Genomic DNA, 20,708 nt, shown 5'->3' with positions numbered 1-20,708 from the left:
GCCGCTGACCGGGCCTGCGGCTATCCTGGCTGGTATGACGAGCCAGATCTTCCCCAGCGCTGACGCGACTGCGCGTACGGCCGGCGAGCTCGATCTCGACCTGCTGCGCCGTGCCGACCCGACCGGCCTGCTGGAGGGGATCGACCGCGTCGTCGTGTGGGACCTGCCGATGCGGACCTCCTTCCGCGGCATCGTGCGCCGCGACGGCATCGCCCTGCACGGGCCGGCCGGGTGGGGAGAGGTCGCACCCTTCTGGAACTACGACGCCGCAGCCAGCGCCCCCTGGCTGGCCAGCGGGCTGGAGCAGGCCGTCAGCGGGCTGGCAGACCTGGAGACCCACCGCAGGAGCGTCCCGGTCAACGTCACTGTCCCGCTTGTGGCCGCTGAGCAGGCCTACGAGCTCGTGGCCCAGTCGGCGGCCACCACCGCCAAGGTCAAGGTCAGTGGCACGGCCGACGGCGTCGCGGAGGACCTGGAGCGCCTGGCGGCGGTCCGTGCGGCCCTGGGCGCGCAGGGACAGGTGCGCATCGACGTCAACGCCGCCTGGGACCTGGAGACCGCCCGCGCCACCTTGCCGGTGATGAACAAGGCCGCCGGGGGACTGCAGTATGCCGAGCAGCCCTGCGCGGACGTGGAGGACCTGGCCCGGTTGCGCAGGGCCGTCAGCGTCCCGATCGCTGCCGACGAGTCCGTGCGCCTGTCCGAGGACCCGCTGGCCGTGGCCAGGCTGGAGGCCGCCGATGTCGCGATCGTCAAGGTCGCCCCGCTGGGCGGGGTACGCCGTGCCCTGGCGCTGACCGAGCGGCTGGGCCTGCCCGCCGTCGTCTCCTCGGCCCTAGACACCTCCATCGGCATCGCGGCGGGGCTGCGGCTGGCCTCCGCCCTGCCCGAGCTGGCCGGCGCCTGCGGGCTGGGCACCGTGAGCCTGTTCGAGTCCGACCTTGCTGTGCCCGCCCTGGTCCCGCGCCGCGGCGAGCTGGCGGTGCGAGCGGCCCACGTCTCCCAGACCATGCTGTCGGCCTCGATGGCTGACGACGAGCTGGCCTCGCGCTGGCAGGCGCGGCTGGTCCACATGCTGGGGGCCCTGGCCGCACGCAGGGCCCAGGAGAGCCGGGACCCGGCCACAGCCGTGGCGGGGCTGGCCCTGTGAGGCCTCAGCGACCGGCCCAGGCGGCCGCGGACCGCAGCGCGGCGCCCCTGCCTGCCTCGGTCCACGCCGCGCTCCAGGTGGTCCTCAGCCTCATCCGGCTGGGCGTGCATGACGTCGTCCTGGCCCCAGGCTCGCGCAGCGCGCCCTTTGTCCCGGTCCTGGCTGCTGCCGAGCAGGCAGGGCTCGTCCGCGTGCGCGTGGTCGTCGATGAGCGCAGCGCCGGCTTCGTGGCGCTCGGTATCGCCCGCGCCGCTCTGGTGGATGACTGGCGTCGACCGGCTGCCGTCATCACGACCTCCGGCACCGCCGTCGCCAACCTGCACCCCGCCGTGGCTGAGGCGGACGCGGCCGGGGTCCCCATGCTCGTCATCTCCGCCGACCGGCCTCACGAGCTCGTTGGCACCGGGGCCAACCAGACCACCGAGCAGACCGGCATCTTCGGCCGCGCGGTGCGCACCGTCGTCGACCTGCCCGCGGACCTGAGCGCGGACCTGGGCCAGGAGCGTGGGGCAGCGGCCATTGGTGGACAGCTGCGCCGCGCCGTCGAGGCCGCGCGCGGGTGGCTGACCAATGACCCCGGTCCGGCGCAGGTCAATATCCGCTTCCGCCCGCCGCTGGCGTTACCGGCCGAGGACGACGGCGCGGCCTGCGACTACCTGCGGGCGGCCGTGGCGGCTGTGGCGGAGGGTAAGGATAGCCGCCGGTGGGGCGGGACGAGCGCGAAGCCCCCGTCCTCCCAGGCCCGCAGGACCGGCGGCTACCAGCCCCGACCGGCACGCCGGAGCCAGGAGGGGGACGGGGCCACCGAGCGGGGCCTGGTCGTAGCCGGAGACAGCGTCGATGGCGTGGGACCGCGCGCCCGTGAGCTCGCCGAGTACCTCGGCTGGCCCTTGCTGGCTGAACCCACCTCCGGTGCACGCGGGGGCCGGCAGGCGCTGACCCGCTACGCCGAGCTGCTGGCCAGCCCTGAGGGCACCGCGCTCGCGGCGCAGGCCCAGCACGTCGTCGTCGCGGGCCACCCGAGCCTGAGCCGACCGGTCAGTGCGCTGCTGGCCCGCCAGGACCTGCCGGTCGACGTCGTGACCTCGACAGCGCGCTGGAGCGACGTGGCCGGGACCGCGGCCTGGGTGAGCCCGACCCAGGCCGGCGTCGGGCCGCTGGAGGTGGCCGGGGCGCAGGGCCTGGCCCACGGGCTCGGCCTGCGCCCTGCCCCGCCGCAGTGGTCGGCGCAGTGGCACGAGGCGGTGGCCTGCCTGCCGGTGCCAGGTGACCGGCGCACGCTGAGCGCCGAGACTGCTGCCCTGGCCGTGTGGGAGTCCTGTCTGCCGCGGGGTGGCGAGGACGGCGACGCCGGGCAGGGCGCCGTGCCCCGCCTGGTCGTCGGCTCGTCCATGTCCATCCGGCTGCTGGACCGCTGGGCTGCGCCGGCCCCGGCCACCGCGCCGCGGGCTCTGGCCAACCGGGGGCTGGCAGGGATCGACGGCACGCTCGCGACGGCGACCGGTGTGTGGCACGCCTGGCGTGAGCCGGTGCGGGCGCTGGTGGGGGACCTGACCTTCCTGCACGACGCGATGAGCCTGGGCCGCGGGGCGGGCGAGGAGGAGCCAGACCTTCAGGTGGTGGTCCTCGACTCACGCGGAGGGGCGATCTTCTCCACCCTGGAGTACCCGGCGGTCACGCCTGCGGACCAGATGGAGCGTTTCTTCACCACGCCGCAGGCGGCGCGGATCCCGGCGCTGGCCGCGGCCCTGGGGGCTCGGGTGCATGAGGTCTCCACGTTGGAGGAGCTGCGCGGGCTCCTGGATCAGGGCGTGCGCGGCCTCAGCGTGGTCTACCTCCGCAGCGCCTAGTTCACAGAAAACTTCCAGAAGAGCATCGGACACATTCCAGAACGAGGGTGTTGGCTGAAGCCGTTTGTTGAAGGGTGTGCGTCCAAGGAGGATTCATGAGCACGAACGACCTCACCGGTGCTGGCCAGTCTCAGCCTGGAGGCTCTGACTCTGGGACCACCCAGCCGCAGGCACCGGCCGCGGCCTCGCAGCCGACCCAGGACCTGGGCACGGCGCCGACCTCGCAGCCTCCCGTCGCGGGCTCCGCTCCCGCAGCGGCCACAGGCTCCCAGGCCGGGGCCCCGACCCGGCCGATGAGCCCCTACACCTCGGTTCCTGCGACGCCGGCCGGCTACTCCTTCACCCGACCGACCTCGGCCGCCGGCTCATGGAACGGAGGCTATGGCGCCGGCACGCCCAACGCCTCCGGCACGACGCCGCAGTACACCTACCCCAGCGTCTCCACGCCCGAGCCTGCGCCGGCTGAGACCACGGGGGTCCCGCAGGCCGCGGCCTCCACGCCGTCTCCCTTCCTTGCCGCCTCAGCCACCTCGGCTCCTGCGGCCGGGGGCTACCAGGCGGCCTCGGCCGGCGGCTACGCGGCCACCGCCACGGCTGCCGACAGCGTCTACGCCACCGCCCCCTACGGCGGGGGAGCCGGAGGCGACGGCGGCGACGGCGAGACCGCCTTCGCCCACGCCCAGCCCAGTGGCAGACGGCGTGGGCGCCGTCGTGGCCCGGGCTGGGGCGGCGTCATCGCCGCGACCCTGGCTGCGGCGCTGCTGGCCTCGGGAGGCACCGCCGCCGTCATGCACTACGCAGGCTCCTCCGGCTCTCCCACGGCCTCGGCGCCGATGTCCGTGGCGACCGGCTCGACCACCAAGACCGTCTCCTCGACCGGGACGGCACCTGACTGGGAGGCCGTGACCAACGCCGTAGCCAACTCGGTGGTCTCGATCACCGTCAAGACTGCCTCCGGCACCGCCGTGGGCTCCGGCGTCATCTACGACTCCGAGGGGCACGTGGTGACGAACAACCACGTCGTGGCGGGCGCCTCGCAGATCCAGGTGACGTTGGCTGACGGCCGGATCTACGCCGCCGAGCTGACCGGAACCGACCCGGCCACGGACCTGGCCGTCATCAAGCTCACCGACGCCCCCTCGGACCTCACCGTGGCACAGTTCGGTGACTCCGACCAGGTGGTCACCGGCCAGGACGTCATGGCGATCGGCAACCCGCTCGGCCTGTCCTCGACCGTGACCACCGGCATCGTCTCGGCGGTCAACCGTCCTGTGGTCACCACCCAGGAGGAGTCCGACGACTCCCCGACCCAGTCCGAGGGGTCCTCGGGGCTGCCGGAGGGGCTGGAGCAGTTCCTGCGCCCGCAGACCACCACGACCTCGCAGACCTACACCAACGCCATCCAGATTGACGCCGCGATCAACCCGGGCAACTCCGGTGGCCCGCTCTTCGATGAGACGGGCAAGGTCATCGGCATCACCAGCTCGATCGCCCAGGTCTCTGAGAGCTCGGGCTCGATCGGACTGGGCTTCGCCATCCCGGGCAACCTCGCTACCAAGGTCGCCAACCAGCTCATCGAGTCCGGCAAGGCCACTCACGCCTACCTGGGAGTCTCGATCGGCGACGGCGCGGCCCAGGTCGGGGACGTCACGCGCGCAGGCGCCCAGGTCGGCTCGGTCGAGTCCGGCTCGCCGGCGGAGAAGGCAGGGCTGAAGGAGGGCGACCTCATCACCGCCATCGACGGCAAGGCCACGAGCCAGGCCGCGGCGCTGACCGGATTCGTGCGTCAGTACTCGGCCGGGGACACCGTCACCCTCACGATCGTGCGGGCCGGCCAGGAGCAGCAGGTCGAGGCGACACTGGCTGAGCGCGAGGACTCCTAAGCGCCCAGGGCGGCGAGCATGGGGCGCATCTTCGCCTCGGTCTCGGCCAGCTCGTCGCCCGGCTCGGAGTCGGGCATGATCCCGCCCCCTCCGAAGACCCGCACCGGGGCCTGGGGGCCGGCCGGGGCGCCGGAGAGCTGGCCCGAGCGTAGGGCGATGCACCACTCGCCTTCGCCGTGCCAGTCCACCCAGCCCACCGGGCCGGCGTAGCGGCCGCGGTCCATGCCTTCCTCAGCCTCGATCACCGCCAGCGCGGCCGGCGTGGGGGTGCCGCCGACGGCTGCGGTCGGGTGCAGCGCGCCCACCAGGGACAGGGCACCGGTGTCCCCGGCTACCACCCCGGTGACGTCCGAGGCCAGGTGCAGGACATTGGGCAGCGTGATGACGTGGCGAGGTGGGGCCTGGACCACCGAGCACAAGGGCTCCAGCGCCTTGAGGGCGGAGGCCCTGGCCAGGGCGTGCTCCCGGTTGTTCTTCTGTGAGCCCTCCAGCCACGCCGCCAGACGAGCGGCCTCGCGCTCGCGGGCGCCCGGCTCGGTGGCGTGGCGGCGCGCCGTCCCCGCCAGGACCCGGGAGGTCAGGCGCCGCCCGGACAGCCGCACGAGCAGCTCAGGGCTGGCACCCACCATGCCGTCCACGGCGAAGGTCCAGCATGAGGGATAGGCCTGGGCCAGTCGCCCGAGCAGCTCAGGAGTTCCCAGGCTGGTTGCGGGGCGCACCAGCAGGTCGCGGGCGATGACGACCTTGGCCACCTCACCCGAGCGCATCCGCGCCTGCACGCGTGACAGGCAGTCGAGGTAGCTGTCGCGGTCGTGGCTGCCGGGCTCGACGACGGCGCGGGCGCCCTGGGCGGACGTCTCCTGAGATGGGGCGGTGGCTGCGGCGGCGATGAGCTCCTCGACGACCTCAGCGGGGTCAGGGTGCTCCTCGCCCCGCAGGACGGCGGTGGTCAGCCAGGCCCCGTCGTCGTCCAACCCGATGAGGAGGCGGGGGACCAGCAGGACGCAGTCCTGGCCAGAGCCGGGTGAGAAGGTGAGCGTGCCCAGGGCGACAGGCCCGGTGCCAGGCCGCACGAGCGGGTCGGACCACCACGAGGCGTAGACCACCTGGCGCCAGGCGGCTCGCATCTGCTCGATGCGGCTGGCGCCACGGGCGCGCAGCTCCAGCGTGCGGCCCAGGCCCACGAGCCCGCGGCCGTGACGGACCCAGGAGGTGACGTCCTCGCGGCCGGTGGCCAGGCGCAGCAGGGCGTCGGGCGCGGGGGAGGGGGGCGCCGCGGTGAGCGGGCCCTGACCGGAGGGGGCGGGCGGCACGGTGGCGGCCAGGCCCAGGCGCGCGGCATCTCGGGGGGCTAGAGGCGTGGTCCGCACGCTCAGGTGCGGCGCAGCGGCTGAGCCGTCAAGGACCTGCGCGGCCTCGAGCCAGGGCTGGGGCATCTCAGGGCCTCGGGGCCGGCGCCTGGGCGGGGCGCGTGGCCCGGTGGACGGCGACGATCCCGCCCGAGAGGTTCTTGTAGCCCACCTCGCTCCAGCCGCAGTCCTGGATGAGGGCGGCCAGGGTCTGCTGGTCCGGCCAGGCGAGGATGGACTCCCCGAGGTAGCTGTAGGCCTCGGTGTTGGAGGAGACCAGGCGGCCGGCCGCCGGTAGGGCCGTGCCCAGGTAGAAGCGGTACAGGTCCCGGAAGGGCGCCCACGTGGGCGTGGAGAACTCAGCGATGACCAGGCGGCCGCCAGGACGGGTCACGCGCGCCATCTCGCGCAGGGCGAGGGCGGTGTCCTGGACGTTGCGCAGGCCGTAGGAGATGGTGACGACGTCGAAGGTGGCGTCCGCGAAGGGCAGCGCCATGGCGTCCCCGGCCACGAAGGTGATCTCGGGGTGGCGGCGCTTGCCCTCAGCGACCATGCCGGTGGAGAAGTCGCAGGCCACGACCTGGGCGCCCTCGCGCGCGTACTCGGCTGAGGAGGTGCCGGTTCCGGCCGCCAGGTCAAGGACCCTGGTCCCTGGCCTGGCGTCGACGGCGGCGCGCGTGACGGCTCGCCACATCCGCACCTGCCACAGGCTCATGACGTCATTGGTCAGGTCATAACGGCGCGCGACGGCGTCGAACATGCCGGCGACCTCGCTGGGGTCCTTGGCCAGGGTGGCTCTGCTCATGACCCCATCATGACAGCCCGGGACCCGGCTGCGACGTCACGGAGGGGCCGGTCGGCTGAGAGCCAGGAGACAGGAGAGATATTTCGTGACGGAAACTATGCCTAAATGCCAGGGTCCTTCCTGTGGCCGCTGACCTCGGCGGGAGTGGGTGGCTGGCGTCATCGCGCCGAAAGGCTGGAGCGCTCCGGCCCTGGTTCGAAGTGGCTGACGGCGTGAGTAGAGTCGGGCGAGGTCCGCTCTGTCCTGGGCGGTCGTCAACCAGCTCTCCCAAGGGATGGTGTCCGAAGCATGAACCCCTTCGTCTCGCTCCTCATCATGGCGGCGGTCGCGCTCGTCGTGGCCGTCGGCGGTCTCGCCCTGTCCGCCATCGTGAGCCCGAACCGGAAGAACAAGGTCAAGACCGCCAACTACGAGTGCGGCATCGACCCCACGCCCTCCAACACGGAGTCCGGTCGCTTCCCCATCGCCTTCTACCTGGTTGGCATGACCTTCATCATCTTCGACGTCGAGGTCGTCTTCCTCTACCCCTGGGCCACGGCCTTCCACCAGCTCGGCTTCTTCGGCCTGAGCGCGGCCCTGGTCTTCATCGCCCTCATCACCGTGCCCTACGTCCTGGAGTGGCGTCGCGGCGGGCTGGACTGGGACTGAGCCCGGTCCGCGACCCCACCAGTACGAGCAAAGGCAGAAAGCAGCATGGACAAGACTGAGTACAAGGCCTACCGGGAGAAGATGCTCACCATCCCCTCCAAGCGGGGGGATCTGCAGCTGCAGGCCGAGGAGTCCGTCGAGGGCCCCGGGTTCCTGCTCACCAGCGTCGAGAAGCTCAGCGCGCTGGCCCAGGCCCGCTCGCTGTGGCCGGTCACCATGGGCCTGGCCTGCTGTGCCATCGAGATGATGGCGACGGCGGCCCCGCGCTTTGACCTCTCGCGCTTCGGTTGGGAGGTCTTCCGCGCCTCGCCGCGTCACGCCGACGTCATGCTGGTCTCGGGCCGCGTCTCCCACAAGATGGCGCCGATCGTGCGCAACGTCTACGACGCCATGCCCGAGCCTAAGTGGGTCATCTCCATGGGCGCCTGCGCCTCCTCGGGCGGCATCTTCAACAACTACGCGATCGTGCAGGGCTGCGACCACATCGTCCCGGTGGACATCTACCTGCCCGGTTGCCCGCCGCGTCCGGAGATGCTCATCAACGCCATGCTCGAGCTCACCCGTCAGATCGAGCGTCGTCCTGTCTTCAAGCACCGTGAGGAGATCGCGCGCGCCGTCGAGGCCGCTGCCCTCAAGGCCACCCCGATCCACGAGATGAAGGGCCAGCTCGCATGACTGACACCAACCTTCCCGACCCGGGCTCCGAGGTCGACGCCGCCACGCCGGCCGTGCCCGAGGTAGCCGGCCAGGCCGTGCGCCCCGAGCTGCGCCTGGAGGTCATCTCCACCCACACCGGTCACTTTGGTGCCTCCGACGCCGGGGACACCACCGGCTACGGCGGCACCACGAGTGTCGTGACGCTGGCTCCGGCGGCTACGCGCCCCTACGGCGGCTGGTTCGATGAGGTCGTCGACATCCTCATCGAGGACCTCCAGGCCGCTGGCACCGCTCCGGCCGAGGCCATCGAGAAGGTCGTCATCGAGCACGGCCAGCTCACCCTGTTCATCACCCGGGAGCACCTGCTCGACGTCGTGCGGCCCCTGCGTGATGACCAGGACCTGCGCTTCGAGCTGTGCCTGGGGGTCACCGGGGTCCACTACCCCGCCGACTCCGGGCGAGAGCTGCACGCCTGCTTCGAGCTCGTCTCCCTGACTCACGGCGGGCGCCAGCTGCGCCTGGAGGTCACCTGCCCCGAGTCGGACCCGCACGTGCCCTCCATCGTCGAGGTCTACCCCGGTGACGACTGGCACGAGCGCGAGACCTGGGACCTGATGGGCATCGTCTTTGACGGTCACCCGAACCTCACCCGCTCGGCCATGCCTGACGACTGGGTCGGGCACCCCCAGCGCAAGGACTACCCGCTCGGCGGCATCCCCGTCGAGTACAAGGGCGCCACCACCCCGCCCGCTGACACCCGGAGGTCGTACCGCTGATGACTAGCGCGAACAGCACCACGTTCCGGGCCGCCGGTCCGGCCACCGACGCTCTGGCCGCCGGCGCCCCCCAGTGGACCGCCGAGGGCGGGGACTGGGACGAGATCGCCGAGCAGATCGCCGCCCGTGACGAGGCCGACCGCCTCGAGCACGACCGCGTCGTGGTCAACATGGGTCCCGTCCACCCCTCGACCCACGGCGTGCTCCGTCTGGTCCTGGAGACCGACGGTGAGAAGGTCACCGAGGTCCGCGTGGGCACCGGGTACCTGCACACGGGTATCGAGAAGAACATGGAGTACCGCACCTGGACCCAGGGCGAGACCTTCGTGACCCGTATGGACTACGTGGCCCCCTTCTTCCAGGAGGTCGGCTACGCCCTGGCGGTCGAGGAGCTGCTGGGCATCACCGATGACGTGCCGGAGAAGGCCACCGTCATGCGCGTGATCCTCATGGAGCTCAACCGCATCTCCTCCCACGTCATCGCCATCGGTACCGGTGGTAACGAGCTGGGCGGCACGACCCTGCTGACCATCGCCTTCCGGGCGCGCGAGAACATTCTGCGCGCCTTCGAGATGGTCTCCGGCCTGCGTATGAACCACGCCTACATCCGTCCCGGCGGCCTGGCCCAGGACGTGCCGGAGGGCTTCAGCGAGTTCGTCCGCTCGGTCATGCCGGACATCAAGAACGACATCCAGGAGCTGCAGGCCATGCTCCTGGCCAACCCGCTGCTGAAGTCGCGTTTCATCGGCACCGGGGAGATCAGCCTGGCCGCTGGCCTGGCCCTGGGACTGACGGGCCCGTGCCTGCGCGCTGCTGGCTACCCGCTGGACATGCGCAAGATCAAGCCCTACTGCGGCTACGAGACCTACGACTTCGACGTCCCGGTCTACGACCGCTCGGACTGCTACAACCGTCAGCTCGTCCGCTTCGACGAGTGCTTCCAGTCCCTCAAGATCATCTCCCAGGCGCTGGACCGCCTCGACGAGATCTCTGCGCGCGGGGACGACCCCTCCAACACGACCATGGTCGCGGACCCGACCATCGCCTGGCCGGCCCGCATGGCCATCGCCACCGACGGCCAGGGCCAGTCCCTGGAGCACGTGCGCGAGATCATGGGCACCTCGATGGAGTCCCTCATCCACCACTTCAAGCTGGTGACCCAGGGCTTCCACGTCCCGGCCGGACAGGTCTACACCACGGTCGAGCACGCCAAGGGCGTCCTGGGCGTCCACGCCGTCTCCGACGGCGGGACCCGCCCCTACCGGGTCCACTTCCGTGACCCCTCCTACTCCAACCTGCAGTCCCTGGCCATGATGGGTGAGGGCGGCATGATCGCCGACCTCGTTCCCTCCCTGGCCTCGATCGACCCCGTCCTGGGAGGCGTGGACCGCTGATGACAACCCAGCAGATTCCTGGCAGCACCGGCCAGGCCGGAGCCTCCGAGGGCGCCTACTCGCCTGAGACCGAGGCCCGGCTTCGCGCCGACATCGAGCAGATCAAGTCTCGCTATCCCTCCGGGCACGAGCGCAGCGCCCTCATCCCGATGCTGCACCTGGTCCAGAGCGAGGACGGCTACGTCGCCCCGCGCGGCATCGCGCTGTGCGCCGAGACCCTGGGCCTGACCCTGGCCGAGGTCTCCGCGGTGGCGACTTTCTACAGCCAGTTCCGCCGCCACCCCGCAGGCGAGTACCACGTGGGCGTGTGCACCAACGCCCTGTGCGCCGTCATGGGTGGTGACGAGATCTGGCAGGCCGTGGCCGAGCACACGGGTCTGGGCAACGACGAGACCAGCGAGGACGGGCGGATCAGCCTGGAGCGCATCGAGTGCAACGCCGCCTGCGACTACGCCCCCGTCGTCATGGTCAACTGGGAGTTCTTCGACAACCAGACCCCGGCCTCCGCCGTCGACATGGTCTCGCGCCTGGAGCGCGGCGAGGACGTGGCCCCCACCCGCGGGCCCGAGACCCTGCCGACCTTCCGCGAGAACGAGCGCGTCCTGGCAGGCTTCGAGGACGGCCGCGCCGACGAGGGCGTGGGTGCTGGCGAGGCCAGCCTCCTCGGGCTGCGCATCGCGCGTGAGAACGGATGGACCGCCCCGAAGGAGGAGAGCAAGTGAGCGACAACGCCACGCCTACCGAGCAGGCGCAGGCTCCCGCCTTCACCGCTCCTGGCACCCTGACCCCGGTGCTGACGGACATGTGGGACAAGGAGCGCTCCTGGACCCTGGAGGCCTACCGCGCCAACGGCGGCTACGAGGGACTGGCCAAGGCCAAGACCATGAGCGCCGAGGAGCTGGTCAACTACGTCAAGTCCTCCAACCTGCGCGGACGAGGCGGCGCCGGCTTCCCCACGGGCCTGAAGTGGTCCTTCCTGCCTGCCCCTGACGGCAAGCCCCGCTACCTCGTGGTCAACGCCGACGAGTCCGAGCCGGGTACCTGCAAGGACATCCCGACCATCATGGCCAACCCGCAGGCCCTCATCGAGGGCATCGCGATCACCTGCCGGGCCATCGGTGGCGACCACGCCTTCGTCTACCTGCGCGGCGAGGTCACCCACGTCTACCGTCGCCTGCTGCACGCCGTGCGCGAGGCCACCGGGTCCGGCCTGCTGGACACCGGCTTCGGCCTGGACGGCAACCAGCCGCTGCGTATCACCGCCCACGCCGGTGCCGGCGCCTACATCTGCGGTGAGGAGACGGCGCTGCTGGACTCCCTGGAGGGACGTCGCGGCCACCCGCGCCTCAAGCCCCCCTTCCCGGCCGTGGCGGGTCTGTACGCCCGCCCCACCGTGGTCAACAACGTCGAGACCATCGCCTCGGTGCCGGGGATCCTGGCCCGCGGTGCCGACTGGTACAACGCGATGGGCACCGAGCGCTCCAAGGGGCACGGCATCTTCTCCGTGTCCGGTCACGTCAAGCACCCCGGCCAGTTCGAGGCACCCTTCGGGATCACGATGCGCCAGCTCATCGAGATGGCCGGTGGAGTCCGCGAGGGCCACGAGCTGAAGTTCTGGGTCCCCGGTGGCTCCTCCGTGCCGATCTTCGGCCCTGAGGAGCTTGACGTCCCGCTGGACTACGAGTCGGTGGGTGCGGCGGGCTCGATGCTCGGTACCCGCGCCCTGCAGGTCTTTGACGAGACCGTCTCGGTGGTGCGCGTGGTCACGCGCTGGACCGAGTTCTACCAGCACGAGTCCTGCGGTAAGTGCACCCCCTGCCGCGAGGGCACCTACTGGATGCGCCAGATCATGCTGCGTCTGGAAGCCGGTCAGGGCCTGCCGGGCGACGTCGAGAAGCTGGAGGACATCGCGGGCAACATCGCCGGCCGCTCCTTCTGCGCCCTCGGCGACGCCGCGGCCACGCCGGTGCGCTCGGGCATCGCCCGCTTCCGCTCCGAATTCGAGGCCGGCTACACCACGGCCGCCAACGTGCTCTTCCCCTACGCGGCCTCCTCCATCGTTGAAAGTGCACGGTGAGACATGACTGACACCCACGTGGACATGGTCAACATCACGATCGACGGCGTCCCCGTCGAGGTCGCCAAGGGCACGCTCCTCATCCGCGCCGCCGAGAAGATCGGCGTTCGGATCCCGCGCTTCTGCGACCACCCGCTGCTCGCGCCGTCGGCCAACTGCCGCCAGTGCCTGGTGGAGGTGGCCATGCCGGGCCGCGACGGCGTCGTGCGCCCCATGCCCAAGCCCCAGCCCTCCTGCGCCATGACGGCGATGGAGGGGATGGAGATCTCCACCCAGGCCACCAGCCCCGTCGCCGCCAAGGCGCAGGCCGGCACGATGGAATTCCTCCTCATCAACCACCCGCTGGACTGCCCGGTGTGCGACAAGGGCGGTGAGTGCCCGCTGCAGAACCAGGCCATCGAGCTCATGGGCTCGGGCGCCCAGGCCACCAGCCGCTTCACCGACGTCAAGCGCACCTTCCCCAAGCCGCTGCGCCTGACCAGCAACATCCTGCTGGACCGCGACCGCTGCGTCCTGTGCCAGCGTTGCGTGCGCTTCGCCGACCAGATCGCGGGCGACCCCTTCATCGCCCTGCAGGGCCGTGGAGCCGGCCACGTGGGCGGCGAGGTCACCGGCGGGCTGTACGGCGAGCAGATCGGCCGCTTCGACTCCACGGTGCTCGACTTCTTCGACCCTGAGGGCCTGGCGGGCGTGTCCACCCAGACCATCCGCGGCGAGGCCTACCTGGCCCCGGAGTCGGACCTGGCCGGACCCTCCGGCGAGCCGGGCGTGGTCGACGGCGCCGTCTACGGACCGGGCCGTGAGGACCTGGACGTCTCGGGACGTCCCTTCGCCTCCTACTTCTCGGGCAATATCATCCAGATCTGCCCGGTGGGTGCGCTCACAAGCGCCCGCTACCGCTTCCGCTCCCGCCCGATGGACCTGGTCTCCACCGACTCGGTGACCGAGCACGACGCCTCCGGCTCCGCGCTGCGCGTGGACATGCGCCGCGGCGTCGTGCTGCGCCGCATGGCCGGCAACGACCCGCAGGTCAACGAGGAGTGGATCACGGACAAGGACCGCTTCGGCTTCGCCTGGTCCTGCCAGCCTGACCGCCTCACCATGCCGCTCGTGCGTGACGAGGAGTCCGGCGAGCTGGTTGCCACCAGCTGGTCCGAGGCCCTCGACGTCGCGGCCCGCGGCCTGGAGGCAGCCAAGGCCGACGGCGGGGTCGGCTTCCTGCCCGGCGGGCGCCTGACGCTGGAGGACGCCTGGGCCTGGTCGCGCTTCGCGCGCACCGTCGCCCACACCAATGACATCGACCAGCGCGTGCGTCCCCACTCCAAGGAGGAGGACTCCTTCCTGGCCAAGCGCGTGGCGGGTACCGGGCTCGGCGCGGTGACCTACTCCAGCCTGGAGAAGGCCGGGCAGGTCCTGCTCGTGGCCCTGGAGCCCGAGGACGAGTGCGGATCGCTCTTCCTGCGCTTGCGCAAGGGCGTGCGAGGAAGCGGCCTCAAGGTCGCGACCCTCACCACGCTCGCCTCGCGCTCGGTGCGCAAGCTCTCGGCCGAGCTCATCCTGACCGCCCCGGGCCAGGAGGCCCGCGCCGTGGCCACGCTCAGCCAGACCCACCCCGAGCTCGTCGAGGCGCTGAAGAACGAGGGCGCCACGATCCTCGTGGGTGAGCGCGCCGCTGCGGTTCCTGGCCTGCTGTCCGTCGTCGACGCCCTGGCCACCGCCACCGGTGCCCGCCTGGCGTGGGTGCCGCGCCGCGCCGGTGAGCGTGGCGGCATCGAGGCCGGCCTGCTGCCGGGGCTGCTTCCCGGCGGCTTCCCGGTGGCCGACGCCGCCGCCCGCCAGCGGGTCCAGGAGGCCTGGGGAGTGTCCACCACCGGCCTGTACGCCCGTCCGGCCCTGCCGGCCGAGCCTGGCCGCGACACCACGGAGATCCTCACGGCTCTGACCGACGGCGAGCTCGGCGGTCTGGTGATCGGCGGCGTCGACCTGCGCGACTTCCCGGACCCCGGTCTGGCGCGCGCGGCACTGGCTGCCTCGGGATTCACCATCCAGCTGGAGGTGCGCCGCAGCGAGGTCAGCGAGCACGCCGACGTCGTCCTGCCGGTGGCTCCGGCCGTGGAGAAGAACGGCACCTTCGTCAACTGGGAGGGGCGCGTGCGTCCCTTCGGTCAGGCCTACGTCTCCCGCGCCCGTACCGACCGTCAGGTCCTGGGCGCCCTGGCCGCGGAGCTGGGGGAGGACCTGGGCGTGGACTCCCTGGAGACCCTCCACAGCGAGCTGGCCGGCCTGGGCCTGTACGCCGGCACGCGTGGTGAGGTCACCTTCGTTCCTACCGACGCTCCTGAGGCTCAGGCCGAGCAGGTCAGCGTCGAGGGCCGCTCCACGGTCTCGGGCCTGGATGCGGTCCTAGCCACCCACAAGCCGATGCTTGACGCCGGCCGTCTCCAGGACGGCGAGCCCTTCCTGGCCGCCACGGCGCTGCGTCCGGTGGCGCGTGTGGGCGAGGACCTCGCCCAGCGCCTGGGCCTGGCCGGCGGCGAGCTGGTGAGTGTTTCCACGGCCACCGGCGAGATCACGCTGCCGGCGGTCGTCGGCGGTGTGGCTGGCGGCACGGTGTGGCTGCCGGAGTGCTCGGCCGGCTCGACCGTGCGTCAGAGCCTGGGCGCGGGCCACGGTGACCCCGTCTCCCTCTCCCTTGCAGTTACCTCAAGCCACTCGGAGGTGGTCCGGTGAACTCCGCGACTGTGCTGTCCTCGGGCCTTGCCACGGCTCTGCCCACGGCGGGAGGTGTGACCGCGGACTTCTCTGAGGAGACCTGGTGGCTGTCCGTCATCAAGGCCGTGTTCATCATGGTCTTCCTCATCGTCAGCGTCATCCTCGCGATCTGGGCCGAGCGCAAGGTGCTCGGACGCATCCAGACTCGTCCCGGCCCGAACGTCAACGGCCCCTTCGGTCTGCCTCAGCTCATCGCCGACGCTGCCAAGCTCATCATGAAGGAGGACTTCTGGCTCTCAGGGGCTGAGAAGCTCATCTACCTGCTGGCCCCCTTCATCACGGCCTTCAGCTCCTTCATGATCTACGCGGTCATCCCCTTCGGGCCGGAGGTGTCCATCTTCGGCCACTACACGCCCCTGCAGCTGACCGACTTCCCCGTCGCCATCCTCTACGTCCTGGCGATCACGGGCTTCGGGGTCTACGGCCTCATCCTGGGTGGATGGTCCTCCCACTCCACCTACCCGCTGCTGGGTGCGGTGCGAAGCGCGGCTCAGGTCATCTCCTACGAGCTGAGCATGAGCCTGTCCATCCTCACGGTCTTCCTGGCCTCGGGCACGATGTCCACCTCCGGGATCGTCTCCGCTCAGGAGCGTCTGTGGTGGGGTCTGGCGATGATCCCGAGCCTGCTCATCTACGTGGTCTCCATGGTCGGCGAGGTCAACCGCCTCCCCTTCGACCTGCCCGAGGCTGAGGGCGAGCTCGTGGCCGGCCACATGGTGGAGTACTCCTCGATGAAGTTCGCCTGGTACTACCTGGGCGAGTACATCAACATGTTCAACGTCTCGGCGGTGTGCGTCACCCTGTTCCTGGGAGGTTGGCGCTCCTTCATCCTGGCCAGCATCTGGGACGGCTTCAACACCGGCTGGTGGCCGATGCTGTGGTTCATCGCCAAGGTGTGGTGCGTCATGCTCTTCATGATCGTCACCCGAGGCACGCTGGTGCGTATCCGCTACGACCACTTCATGCAGCTGGGATGGAAGTTCCTCATCCCGGTCTCGCTGGCCTGGTTCGTGCTCGTGGCCGTGGTCCAGGGCTACCGGGCCTTCACAGATGTCTCCTCTCAGGGCCTGCTGCTCATCCTGGCGCTGGTCTTCCTGGTCGCGATGCTCATCCTGTTCTTCCTGCCCGCCAAGAGCGAGGGCGCGCCGGCTGGTCGCGAGGTGGCGGACGACGACGTCGTCGCACCGGGCGAGGAGGCTGACGCCTTCGCCGGTGGCTTCCCCGTCCCGCCGCTGCCGGGCCAGTCCCTGCCCCTGTCCCCACGTGCCCGCAGGGCGCCGGCCGCGCCGGTGCTCGCCGGCGGCGCGACGTCAACCCCCAGCACTGAGACGACTGTCCAGGAGGGAACTGATGACTGACCAGAACTCACCCGCCTCCCACCCGCAGGGGGAGAGCAAGCACGACCAGTGGCTTGCCGACGCCCCCTCCACGCTGGGACGCGTCTTCGCGCCGGTGGCCGGGTACGGGGTGACGATCTCCTCGATCTTCCGCCCCACGGTCACCGAGCAGTACCCCTTCGTCCGTCCGGTGCTCATGCCCCGCTACCACGGTCGTCACCAGCTCAACCGCTACGACGATGGCCTGGAGCGGTGCATCGGCTGCGAGCTGTGCGCCTGGGCCTGCCCGGCTGACGCCATCTACGTCGAGGCCGCCTCCAACGCCCCGGGTGCCCAGTACTCGCCCGGCGAGCGCTACGGGCGCGTCTACCAGATCAACTACCTGCGCTGCATCTTCTGCGGCATGTGCATCGAGGCCTGCCCGACCCGGGCGCTGACGATGACCCACGAGATCGACGAGCTCGTCGGTCCCAGCCGTGGCGGTCTCATCTACGAGAAGCAGGACCTGCTCGCGCCGGTCCCGCAGGGCGGGCTGGACGCACCGCACCCCATGGTGGAGGGCACCGAGGACGGCGACTACTACCGTGGCGCCGTCACGGGCGTGACCCAGGCGCAGGTCGACTGGGTGCGCGCCCACCGTCCTGAGGACCCGACGCTCGCGACCGCCAAGCCCGTGGCCGCACCCGACCTTGCGAAGGAGGCCGTCCACTGATGGCTACCCTGACCGCTCTCCTGCCAGCGTCCTTGACCGAGACCGGCACGGTGTCGACCGGCGAGACCATCCTCTTCGCCGTCGTCGCGCTGGTCACCGTGGTCTGCGGCATCGGCCTGCTCACCGCCAAGCGTGCGGTGAGCGCCGCCGTCAACATGATCGCGATCATGATCGCCCTGGCGGTCCTCTACATCGCCAACGAGGCGCCCTTCCTCGGTATCACGCAGATCGTCGTCTACACCGGCGCGGTGATGACCCTCGTGCTCTTCGTCGTCATGCTCGTGGGTGTGGGCGGTGACGAGCCCGTCGGCTCGGCCGGCTCCACGGCCACGAAGTGGATCATCGCCCTGTTCGGCCTCGGGCTGGCAGTGCTGGTGGCCGGCGTCGTGTGGCGCACGCAGTTCCCCGACGCCGCCGGGCTGGACCAGGGACAGGGGGCCGCCCCGGCTGACCTGGCCACCCTGCTCTTCGGGCAGCACGTGGTGGCCATGGAGCTGACCGGCCTGCTGCTCATCGTGGCGGCCACCGGCGCCCTGACCCTGACCCACCGCCAGCGCATCCGCGCCAAGGTCACTCAGCGCACCACCGTGGACGCCAAGATGCGCGCCTACACCGAGCGCGGTGCCCACCCGGGCCAGAAGCCCATGAGCGGTGTCTACGCCTCGACCAACACGGCCGCCGCCCCGGCGATCTCTGCCTCCGGCCAGACCGTCGAGGAGTCGATTCCTCGCGTGCTACGAGCCCGCGGGCAGGGCCTGGAGCTTGCCGAGGTCTCGCCCGAGTACGCCGCCGCCCAGCGTGCCGGCCGTATCCGCAGCCGCGAGGACGCTGACGTCGCCCGCTCCGGCATGCCCTCGATGCCCGGCGCCGCCGCGCCCGTCGTCGTCCAGCCGGTCGCACCCGCGGCGCTGGAGGCCGGGGACGAGCACGAGGCCGCCCCCGCCATCGCCGAGGAGAAGGAGGAGGAGAAGTGACTCTCCCCGTCACCGCCTACGTCATCCTGGCCGGGGTGCTGTTCACCCTGGGCGCGCTCACGGTGCTCCTGCGCCGCAACGCGCTCATTGAGCTCATGGGTGTTGAGCTCATGCTCAACGCTGTCAACCTGGTCCTCGTGGCCTTCTCCCGCATGCACGGTAACCTCACCGGGCAGGTCTTCGCCTTCTTCGTCATGGTGGTCGCCGCCGCCGAGGTCGTGGTGGGACTGAGCATCGTCGTGTCCATCTTCCGAACCCGCAGGTCCACGTCGGTCGACGACGTCAACCTGCTCAAGAACTGAGAGGGAACAGGACGTGACTACTCCTCTCGCACTCGCCGCGCAGTCCGTCGTCGGCGCGGGTGAGCCGGCAACGGGCCTGGCCGGCCTGGCCTGGCTCCTCATCGCCGTCCCGGCTGCCTCGGCCGCGATCTTGCTGCTGGCAGGACGGGCCTCGGACCGCTGGGGACACCTGCTCGGTCTGCTGGCTGCCGCCGTCGACGCCTGCCTGGGCATCGCCCTGCTGGTCCAGGTCCTGGGCCTGCCGGCTGACGCCAGGGTCCTGGAGATCGACCTGTGGCGCTGGTTCGGCGCTGGTGACCTTGACGTCACCGTCGGACTGCGCCTGGACCCGCTGTCCCTGACCTTCGTGGTGCTGGTGACCTTCGTGGGCTTCCTTATCCACCTGTACTCGGTGGCCTACATGGAGCACGACCGCGACCGCCGCCGCTTCTTCGCCTACCTCAACCTCTTCGTCGCCGCGATGCTCACGCTCGTGCTTGGCAGCTCCTACATCGTGCTGTTCGTCGGCTGGGAGGGCGTGGGTCTGGCCTCCTACCTGCTCATCGGCTTCTGGAACACCGCCGACGCCGACGCCCCGCAGGCGCAGCAGGCCAAGAGCCGCGAGAACGCCACGGCCGCGAAGAAGGCCTTCGTGATGAACCGTATCGGTGACGTCGGCCTGCTGCTGGCCATGATGGCCATGGTCTCCCAGGTCGGCTCGGTGGCCTTCAACGACGTCCTGTCCGCAGCGCAGGCCGGGGCGGTGTCCACCGGCTGGCTGACGGCCATGGGCTTCTTCCTGCTGCTGGCGGCCTGTGGTAAGTCCGCGCAGTTCCCGCTGCAGGCCTGGCTGGGTGACGCTATGGCCGGTCCGACCCCGGTCTCCGCCCTCATCCACGCTGCCACCATGGTGACCGCCGGCGTCTACCTCATGGTCCGCTCCGGAGCCGTCTTCGAGGGTGCTCCTGACGCCCAGCTCGCCGTCGCCGTCATCGGCGCCATCACGCTGGTGCTCGGTGCCCTCATCGGTATGGCGAAGGACGACATGAAGAAGGTCCTGGCCGCCTCCACCATGAGCCAGATCGGTTACATGATGCTGGGTGCGGGCCTGGGCCCGATCGGCTACGCCTTCGCGATCTTCCACCTGCTGACCCACGGCTTCTTCAAGGCCCAGCTCTTCCTGGGTGCCGGCTCGGTCATGCACGCCATGAGCGACCAGGTGGACATGCGCCGCTTTGGCGCCCTGCGCAAGGCCATGAAGATCACCTGGGTCACCATGGGCATCGGCTGGCTCGCGATCCTGGGCATCCCGCCCTTCTCGGGCTTCTGGTCCAAGGACAAGATCATCGAGGCCGCCTTCATCGGCGACGGCGCTCGCCCCTGGATCCTGGGGACCGTGGCGCTGGTGGGCGCGGGGCTGACCGCCTTCTACATGTCGCGCCTGTTCTTCATGATCTTCCACGGCCAGGCCCGGTGGACCACGGACAAGGACATCGAGGGCGAGGTCCACCCGCACGAGTCGGGCTGGCTCATGACCGCCCCGCTCATCATCCTGTCCGTCTTCTCCGTCGCCCTGGGTGGCCTGCTAAGCGTGAACGACGCCTTCGTCACCTGGCTGGAGCCCGTGACCGGGCACGCCGAGCACGGTGAGCCCGTCCTCGCGGTGCCGGTCATCATGGGCCTGACCCTGGCGCTGGTCGTCATCGGTGCCCTTGCCGCCTGGTTCATGTACGCCCGGCGCGAGGTGCCCACCGTCGTCCAGCCTGGAAACGTCCTGGTCGAGGCGGCCCGCCACGACATGTACCAGGACACCATCAACGAGGCCGTGGCCATGCGCCCCGGCCAGGGCCTGGTCATCGCCGCCTCCGCCTCGGACCGCTACGTGGTCGACGGCGCGGTCGAGGGCCTGGCCAAGGGCACTGCTGGCCTGGGCCAGCTGGTGCGTCGCAGCGAGACCGGCAACGTCCGCTCTTACGCCTCGTACATGATGATCGGATCCGTGCTTGCTCTCGTCGCCGTCCTGGCGAGCAGGTTCTGAGAGGA

General features: G+C 70.8%; 17 protein-coding genes. 15 read left to right on the top strand and 2 right to left on the bottom strand.

The features are described 5' to 3' along the window. Nucleotides 1-34: 34 nt before the first annotated feature. The 3 genes from CYJ26_RS03860 to CYJ26_RS03850 all read left to right on the top strand — a co-directional run bounded on the left by CYJ26_RS03860 (nt 35) and on the right by CYJ26_RS03850 (nt 4,883). Nucleotides 35-1,150 (top strand): o-succinylbenzoate synthase, encoded by a 1,116-nt coding sequence (locus CYJ26_RS03860; RefSeq protein ID WP_024035459.1) that lies wholly within the window; start codon nt 35-37, stop codon nt 1,148-1,150. Beyond that, complete coding sequence (gene menD, locus CYJ26_RS03855; RefSeq protein WP_101637978.1) at nt 1,147-3,000, top strand: 2-succinyl-5-enolpyruvyl-6-hydroxy-3-cyclohexene-1-carboxylic-acid synthase; 1,854 nt, start codon at nt 1,147-1,149, stop codon at nt 2,998-3,000. Before CYJ26_RS03860 ends, menD begins: the two co-directional genes overlap by 4 nt. Before the next feature lie 95 nt (nt 3,001-3,095). Further along, complete coding sequence (locus CYJ26_RS03850; RefSeq protein ID WP_229083505.1) at nt 3,096-4,883, top strand: trypsin-like peptidase domain-containing protein; 1,788 nt, start codon at nt 3,096-3,098, stop codon at nt 4,881-4,883. Here the strand turns inward: CYJ26_RS03850 and CYJ26_RS03845 are convergent. Next, the gene (locus CYJ26_RS03845; protein WP_081944984.1) at nt 4,880-6,319 is read right to left on the bottom strand and encodes an isochorismate synthase; all 1,440 of its coding nucleotides are present in this window, start codon (nt 6,317-6,319) and stop codon (nt 4,880-4,882) included. The genes CYJ26_RS03850 and CYJ26_RS03845 overlap by 4 nt on opposite strands. Nucleotide 6,320: 1 nt before the next feature. Beyond that, nucleotides 6,321-7,037, bottom strand: coding sequence for a demethylmenaquinone methyltransferase (locus tag CYJ26_RS03840; RefSeq protein ID WP_006548972.1), 717 nt, complete (start codon nt 7,035-7,037; stop codon nt 6,321-6,323). 288 nt (nt 7,038-7,325) lie between these two features. On the opposite strand from CYJ26_RS03840, the gene ndhC reads away from it, so the two are divergent. The 12 genes from ndhC to nuoL all read left to right on the top strand — a co-directional run bounded on the left by ndhC (nt 7,326) and on the right by nuoL (nt 20,703). Continuing rightward, nucleotides 7,326-7,685, top strand: a complete 360-nt coding sequence (ndhC, locus tag CYJ26_RS03835) for an NADH-quinone oxidoreductase subunit A (RefSeq protein WP_006548973.1) — start codon at nt 7,326-7,328, stop codon at nt 7,683-7,685. 81 nt (nt 7,686-7,766) lie between these two features. After that, on the top strand, nt 7,767-8,360 hold the full coding sequence (locus tag CYJ26_RS03830) for an NADH-quinone oxidoreductase subunit B (RefSeq protein WP_048683524.1): 594 nt from the start codon (nt 7,767-7,769) through the stop codon (nt 8,358-8,360). Then, nucleotides 8,357-9,118: an NADH-quinone oxidoreductase subunit C gene (locus CYJ26_RS03825; RefSeq protein WP_006548975.1), complete on the top strand. Its 762-nt coding sequence runs from the start codon at nt 8,357-8,359 to the stop codon at nt 9,116-9,118. Before CYJ26_RS03830 ends, CYJ26_RS03825 begins: the two co-directional genes overlap by 4 nt. Continuing rightward, nucleotides 9,118-10,512, top strand: coding sequence for an NADH-quinone oxidoreductase subunit D (locus CYJ26_RS03820; RefSeq protein WP_006548976.1), 1,395 nt, complete (start codon nt 9,118-9,120; stop codon nt 10,510-10,512). Before CYJ26_RS03825 ends, CYJ26_RS03820 begins: the two co-directional genes overlap by 1 nt. Further along, a complete protein-coding gene (nuoE, locus tag CYJ26_RS03815) occupies nt 10,512-11,234 on the top strand; it encodes an NADH-quinone oxidoreductase subunit NuoE (RefSeq protein ID WP_034236816.1) in 723 nt (240 codons plus the stop codon). The genes CYJ26_RS03820 and nuoE overlap by 1 nt, the downstream gene beginning before the upstream one ends. 80 nt (nt 11,235-11,314) lie before the next feature. Then, complete coding sequence (gene nuoF / locus CYJ26_RS03810; RefSeq protein ID WP_050765679.1) at nt 11,315-12,589, top strand: NADH-quinone oxidoreductase subunit NuoF; 1,275 nt, start codon at nt 11,315-11,317, stop codon at nt 12,587-12,589. Nucleotides 12,590-12,592: 3 nt separating this feature from the next. Further along, nucleotides 12,593-15,319 carry an NADH-quinone oxidoreductase subunit G gene (locus CYJ26_RS03805; RefSeq protein WP_101637977.1) on the top strand — a complete coding sequence of 909 codons (2,727 nt, stop codon included), beginning with the start codon at nt 12,593-12,595 and terminating at the stop codon, nt 15,317-15,319. Beyond that, on the top strand, nt 15,316-16,719 hold the full coding sequence (gene nuoH, locus CYJ26_RS03800; protein ID WP_101637976.1) for an NADH-quinone oxidoreductase subunit NuoH: 1,404 nt from the start codon (nt 15,316-15,318) through the stop codon (nt 16,717-16,719). Before CYJ26_RS03805 ends, nuoH begins: the two co-directional genes overlap by 4 nt. After that, a complete protein-coding gene (gene nuoI, locus CYJ26_RS03795; RefSeq protein ID WP_006549931.1) occupies nt 16,712-17,410 on the top strand; it encodes an NADH-quinone oxidoreductase subunit NuoI in 699 nt (232 codons plus the stop codon). The genes nuoH and nuoI overlap by 8 nt, the downstream gene beginning before the upstream one ends. Further along, nucleotides 17,410-18,384 carry an NADH-quinone oxidoreductase subunit J gene (locus tag CYJ26_RS03790; RefSeq protein ID WP_101637975.1) on the top strand — a complete coding sequence of 325 codons (975 nt, stop codon included), beginning with the start codon at nt 17,410-17,412 and terminating at the stop codon, nt 18,382-18,384. Before nuoI ends, CYJ26_RS03790 begins: the two co-directional genes overlap by 1 nt. Beyond that, nucleotides 18,381-18,686, top strand: coding sequence for an NADH-quinone oxidoreductase subunit NuoK (gene nuoK / locus CYJ26_RS03785; RefSeq protein WP_006548982.1), 306 nt, complete (start codon nt 18,381-18,383; stop codon nt 18,684-18,686). The genes CYJ26_RS03790 and nuoK overlap by 4 nt, the downstream gene beginning before the upstream one ends. A 13-nt stretch (nt 18,687-18,699) precedes the next feature. Then, nucleotides 18,700-20,703, top strand: a complete 2,004-nt coding sequence (nuoL, locus tag CYJ26_RS03780; protein WP_006548983.1) for an NADH-quinone oxidoreductase subunit L — start codon at nt 18,700-18,702, stop codon at nt 20,701-20,703. Nucleotides 20,704-20,708: the final 5 nt, after the last annotated feature.

Source organism: Actinomyces urogenitalis (genome assembly GCF_002861525.1).
Classification (GTDB): domain Bacteria; phylum Actinomycetota; class Actinomycetes; order Actinomycetales; family Actinomycetaceae; genus Actinomyces; species Actinomyces urogenitalis.
The sequence above is the reverse complement of the archived record's forward strand: the minus strand, read 5'-3'. Positions and strand labels throughout refer to the sequence as shown.

What these genes read in the sequence shown, in the direction of transcription:
- CYJ26_RS03790 (WP_101637975.1), top strand. Translation starts at nt 17,410, where the DNA reads ATGGCTACCCTGACCGCTCTCCTGCCAGCGTCCTTGACCGAGACCGGC.
- nuoF (WP_050765679.1), top strand. Translation starts at nt 11,315, where the DNA reads ATGTGGGACAAGGAGCGCTCCTGGACCCTGGAGGCCTACCGCGCCAAC.
- ndhC (WP_006548973.1), top strand. Translation starts at nt 7,326, where the DNA reads ATGAACCCCTTCGTCTCGCTCCTCATCATGGCGGCGGTCGCGCTCGTC.
- CYJ26_RS03805 (WP_101637977.1), top strand. Translation starts at nt 12,593, where the DNA reads ATGACTGACACCCACGTGGACATGGTCAACATCACGATCGACGGCGTC.
- nuoE (WP_034236816.1), top strand. Translation starts at nt 10,512, where the DNA reads ATGACAACCCAGCAGATTCCTGGCAGCACCGGCCAGGCCGGAGCCTCC.
- CYJ26_RS03830 (WP_048683524.1), top strand. Translation starts at nt 7,767, where the DNA reads ATGCTCACCATCCCCTCCAAGCGGGGGGATCTGCAGCTGCAGGCCGAG.
- CYJ26_RS03845 (WP_081944984.1), bottom strand. Translation starts at nt 6,319, where the DNA reads ATGCCCCAGCCCTGGCTCGAGGCCGCGCAGGTCCTTGACGGCTCAGCC.
- CYJ26_RS03850 (WP_229083505.1), top strand. Translation starts at nt 3,096, where the DNA reads ATGAGCACGAACGACCTCACCGGTGCTGGCCAGTCTCAGCCTGGAGGC.
- CYJ26_RS03860 (WP_024035459.1), top strand. Translation starts at nt 35, where the DNA reads ATGACGAGCCAGATCTTCCCCAGCGCTGACGCGACTGCGCGTACGGCC.
- CYJ26_RS03825 (WP_006548975.1), top strand. Translation starts at nt 8,357, where the DNA reads ATGACTGACACCAACCTTCCCGACCCGGGCTCCGAGGTCGACGCCGCC.
- nuoI (WP_006549931.1), top strand. Translation starts at nt 16,712, where the DNA reads ATGACTGACCAGAACTCACCCGCCTCCCACCCGCAGGGGGAGAGCAAG.
- CYJ26_RS03820 (WP_006548976.1), top strand. Translation starts at nt 9,118, where the DNA reads ATGACTAGCGCGAACAGCACCACGTTCCGGGCCGCCGGTCCGGCCACC.
- CYJ26_RS03840 (WP_006548972.1), bottom strand. Translation starts at nt 7,037, where the DNA reads ATGAGCAGAGCCACCCTGGCCAAGGACCCCAGCGAGGTCGCCGGCATG.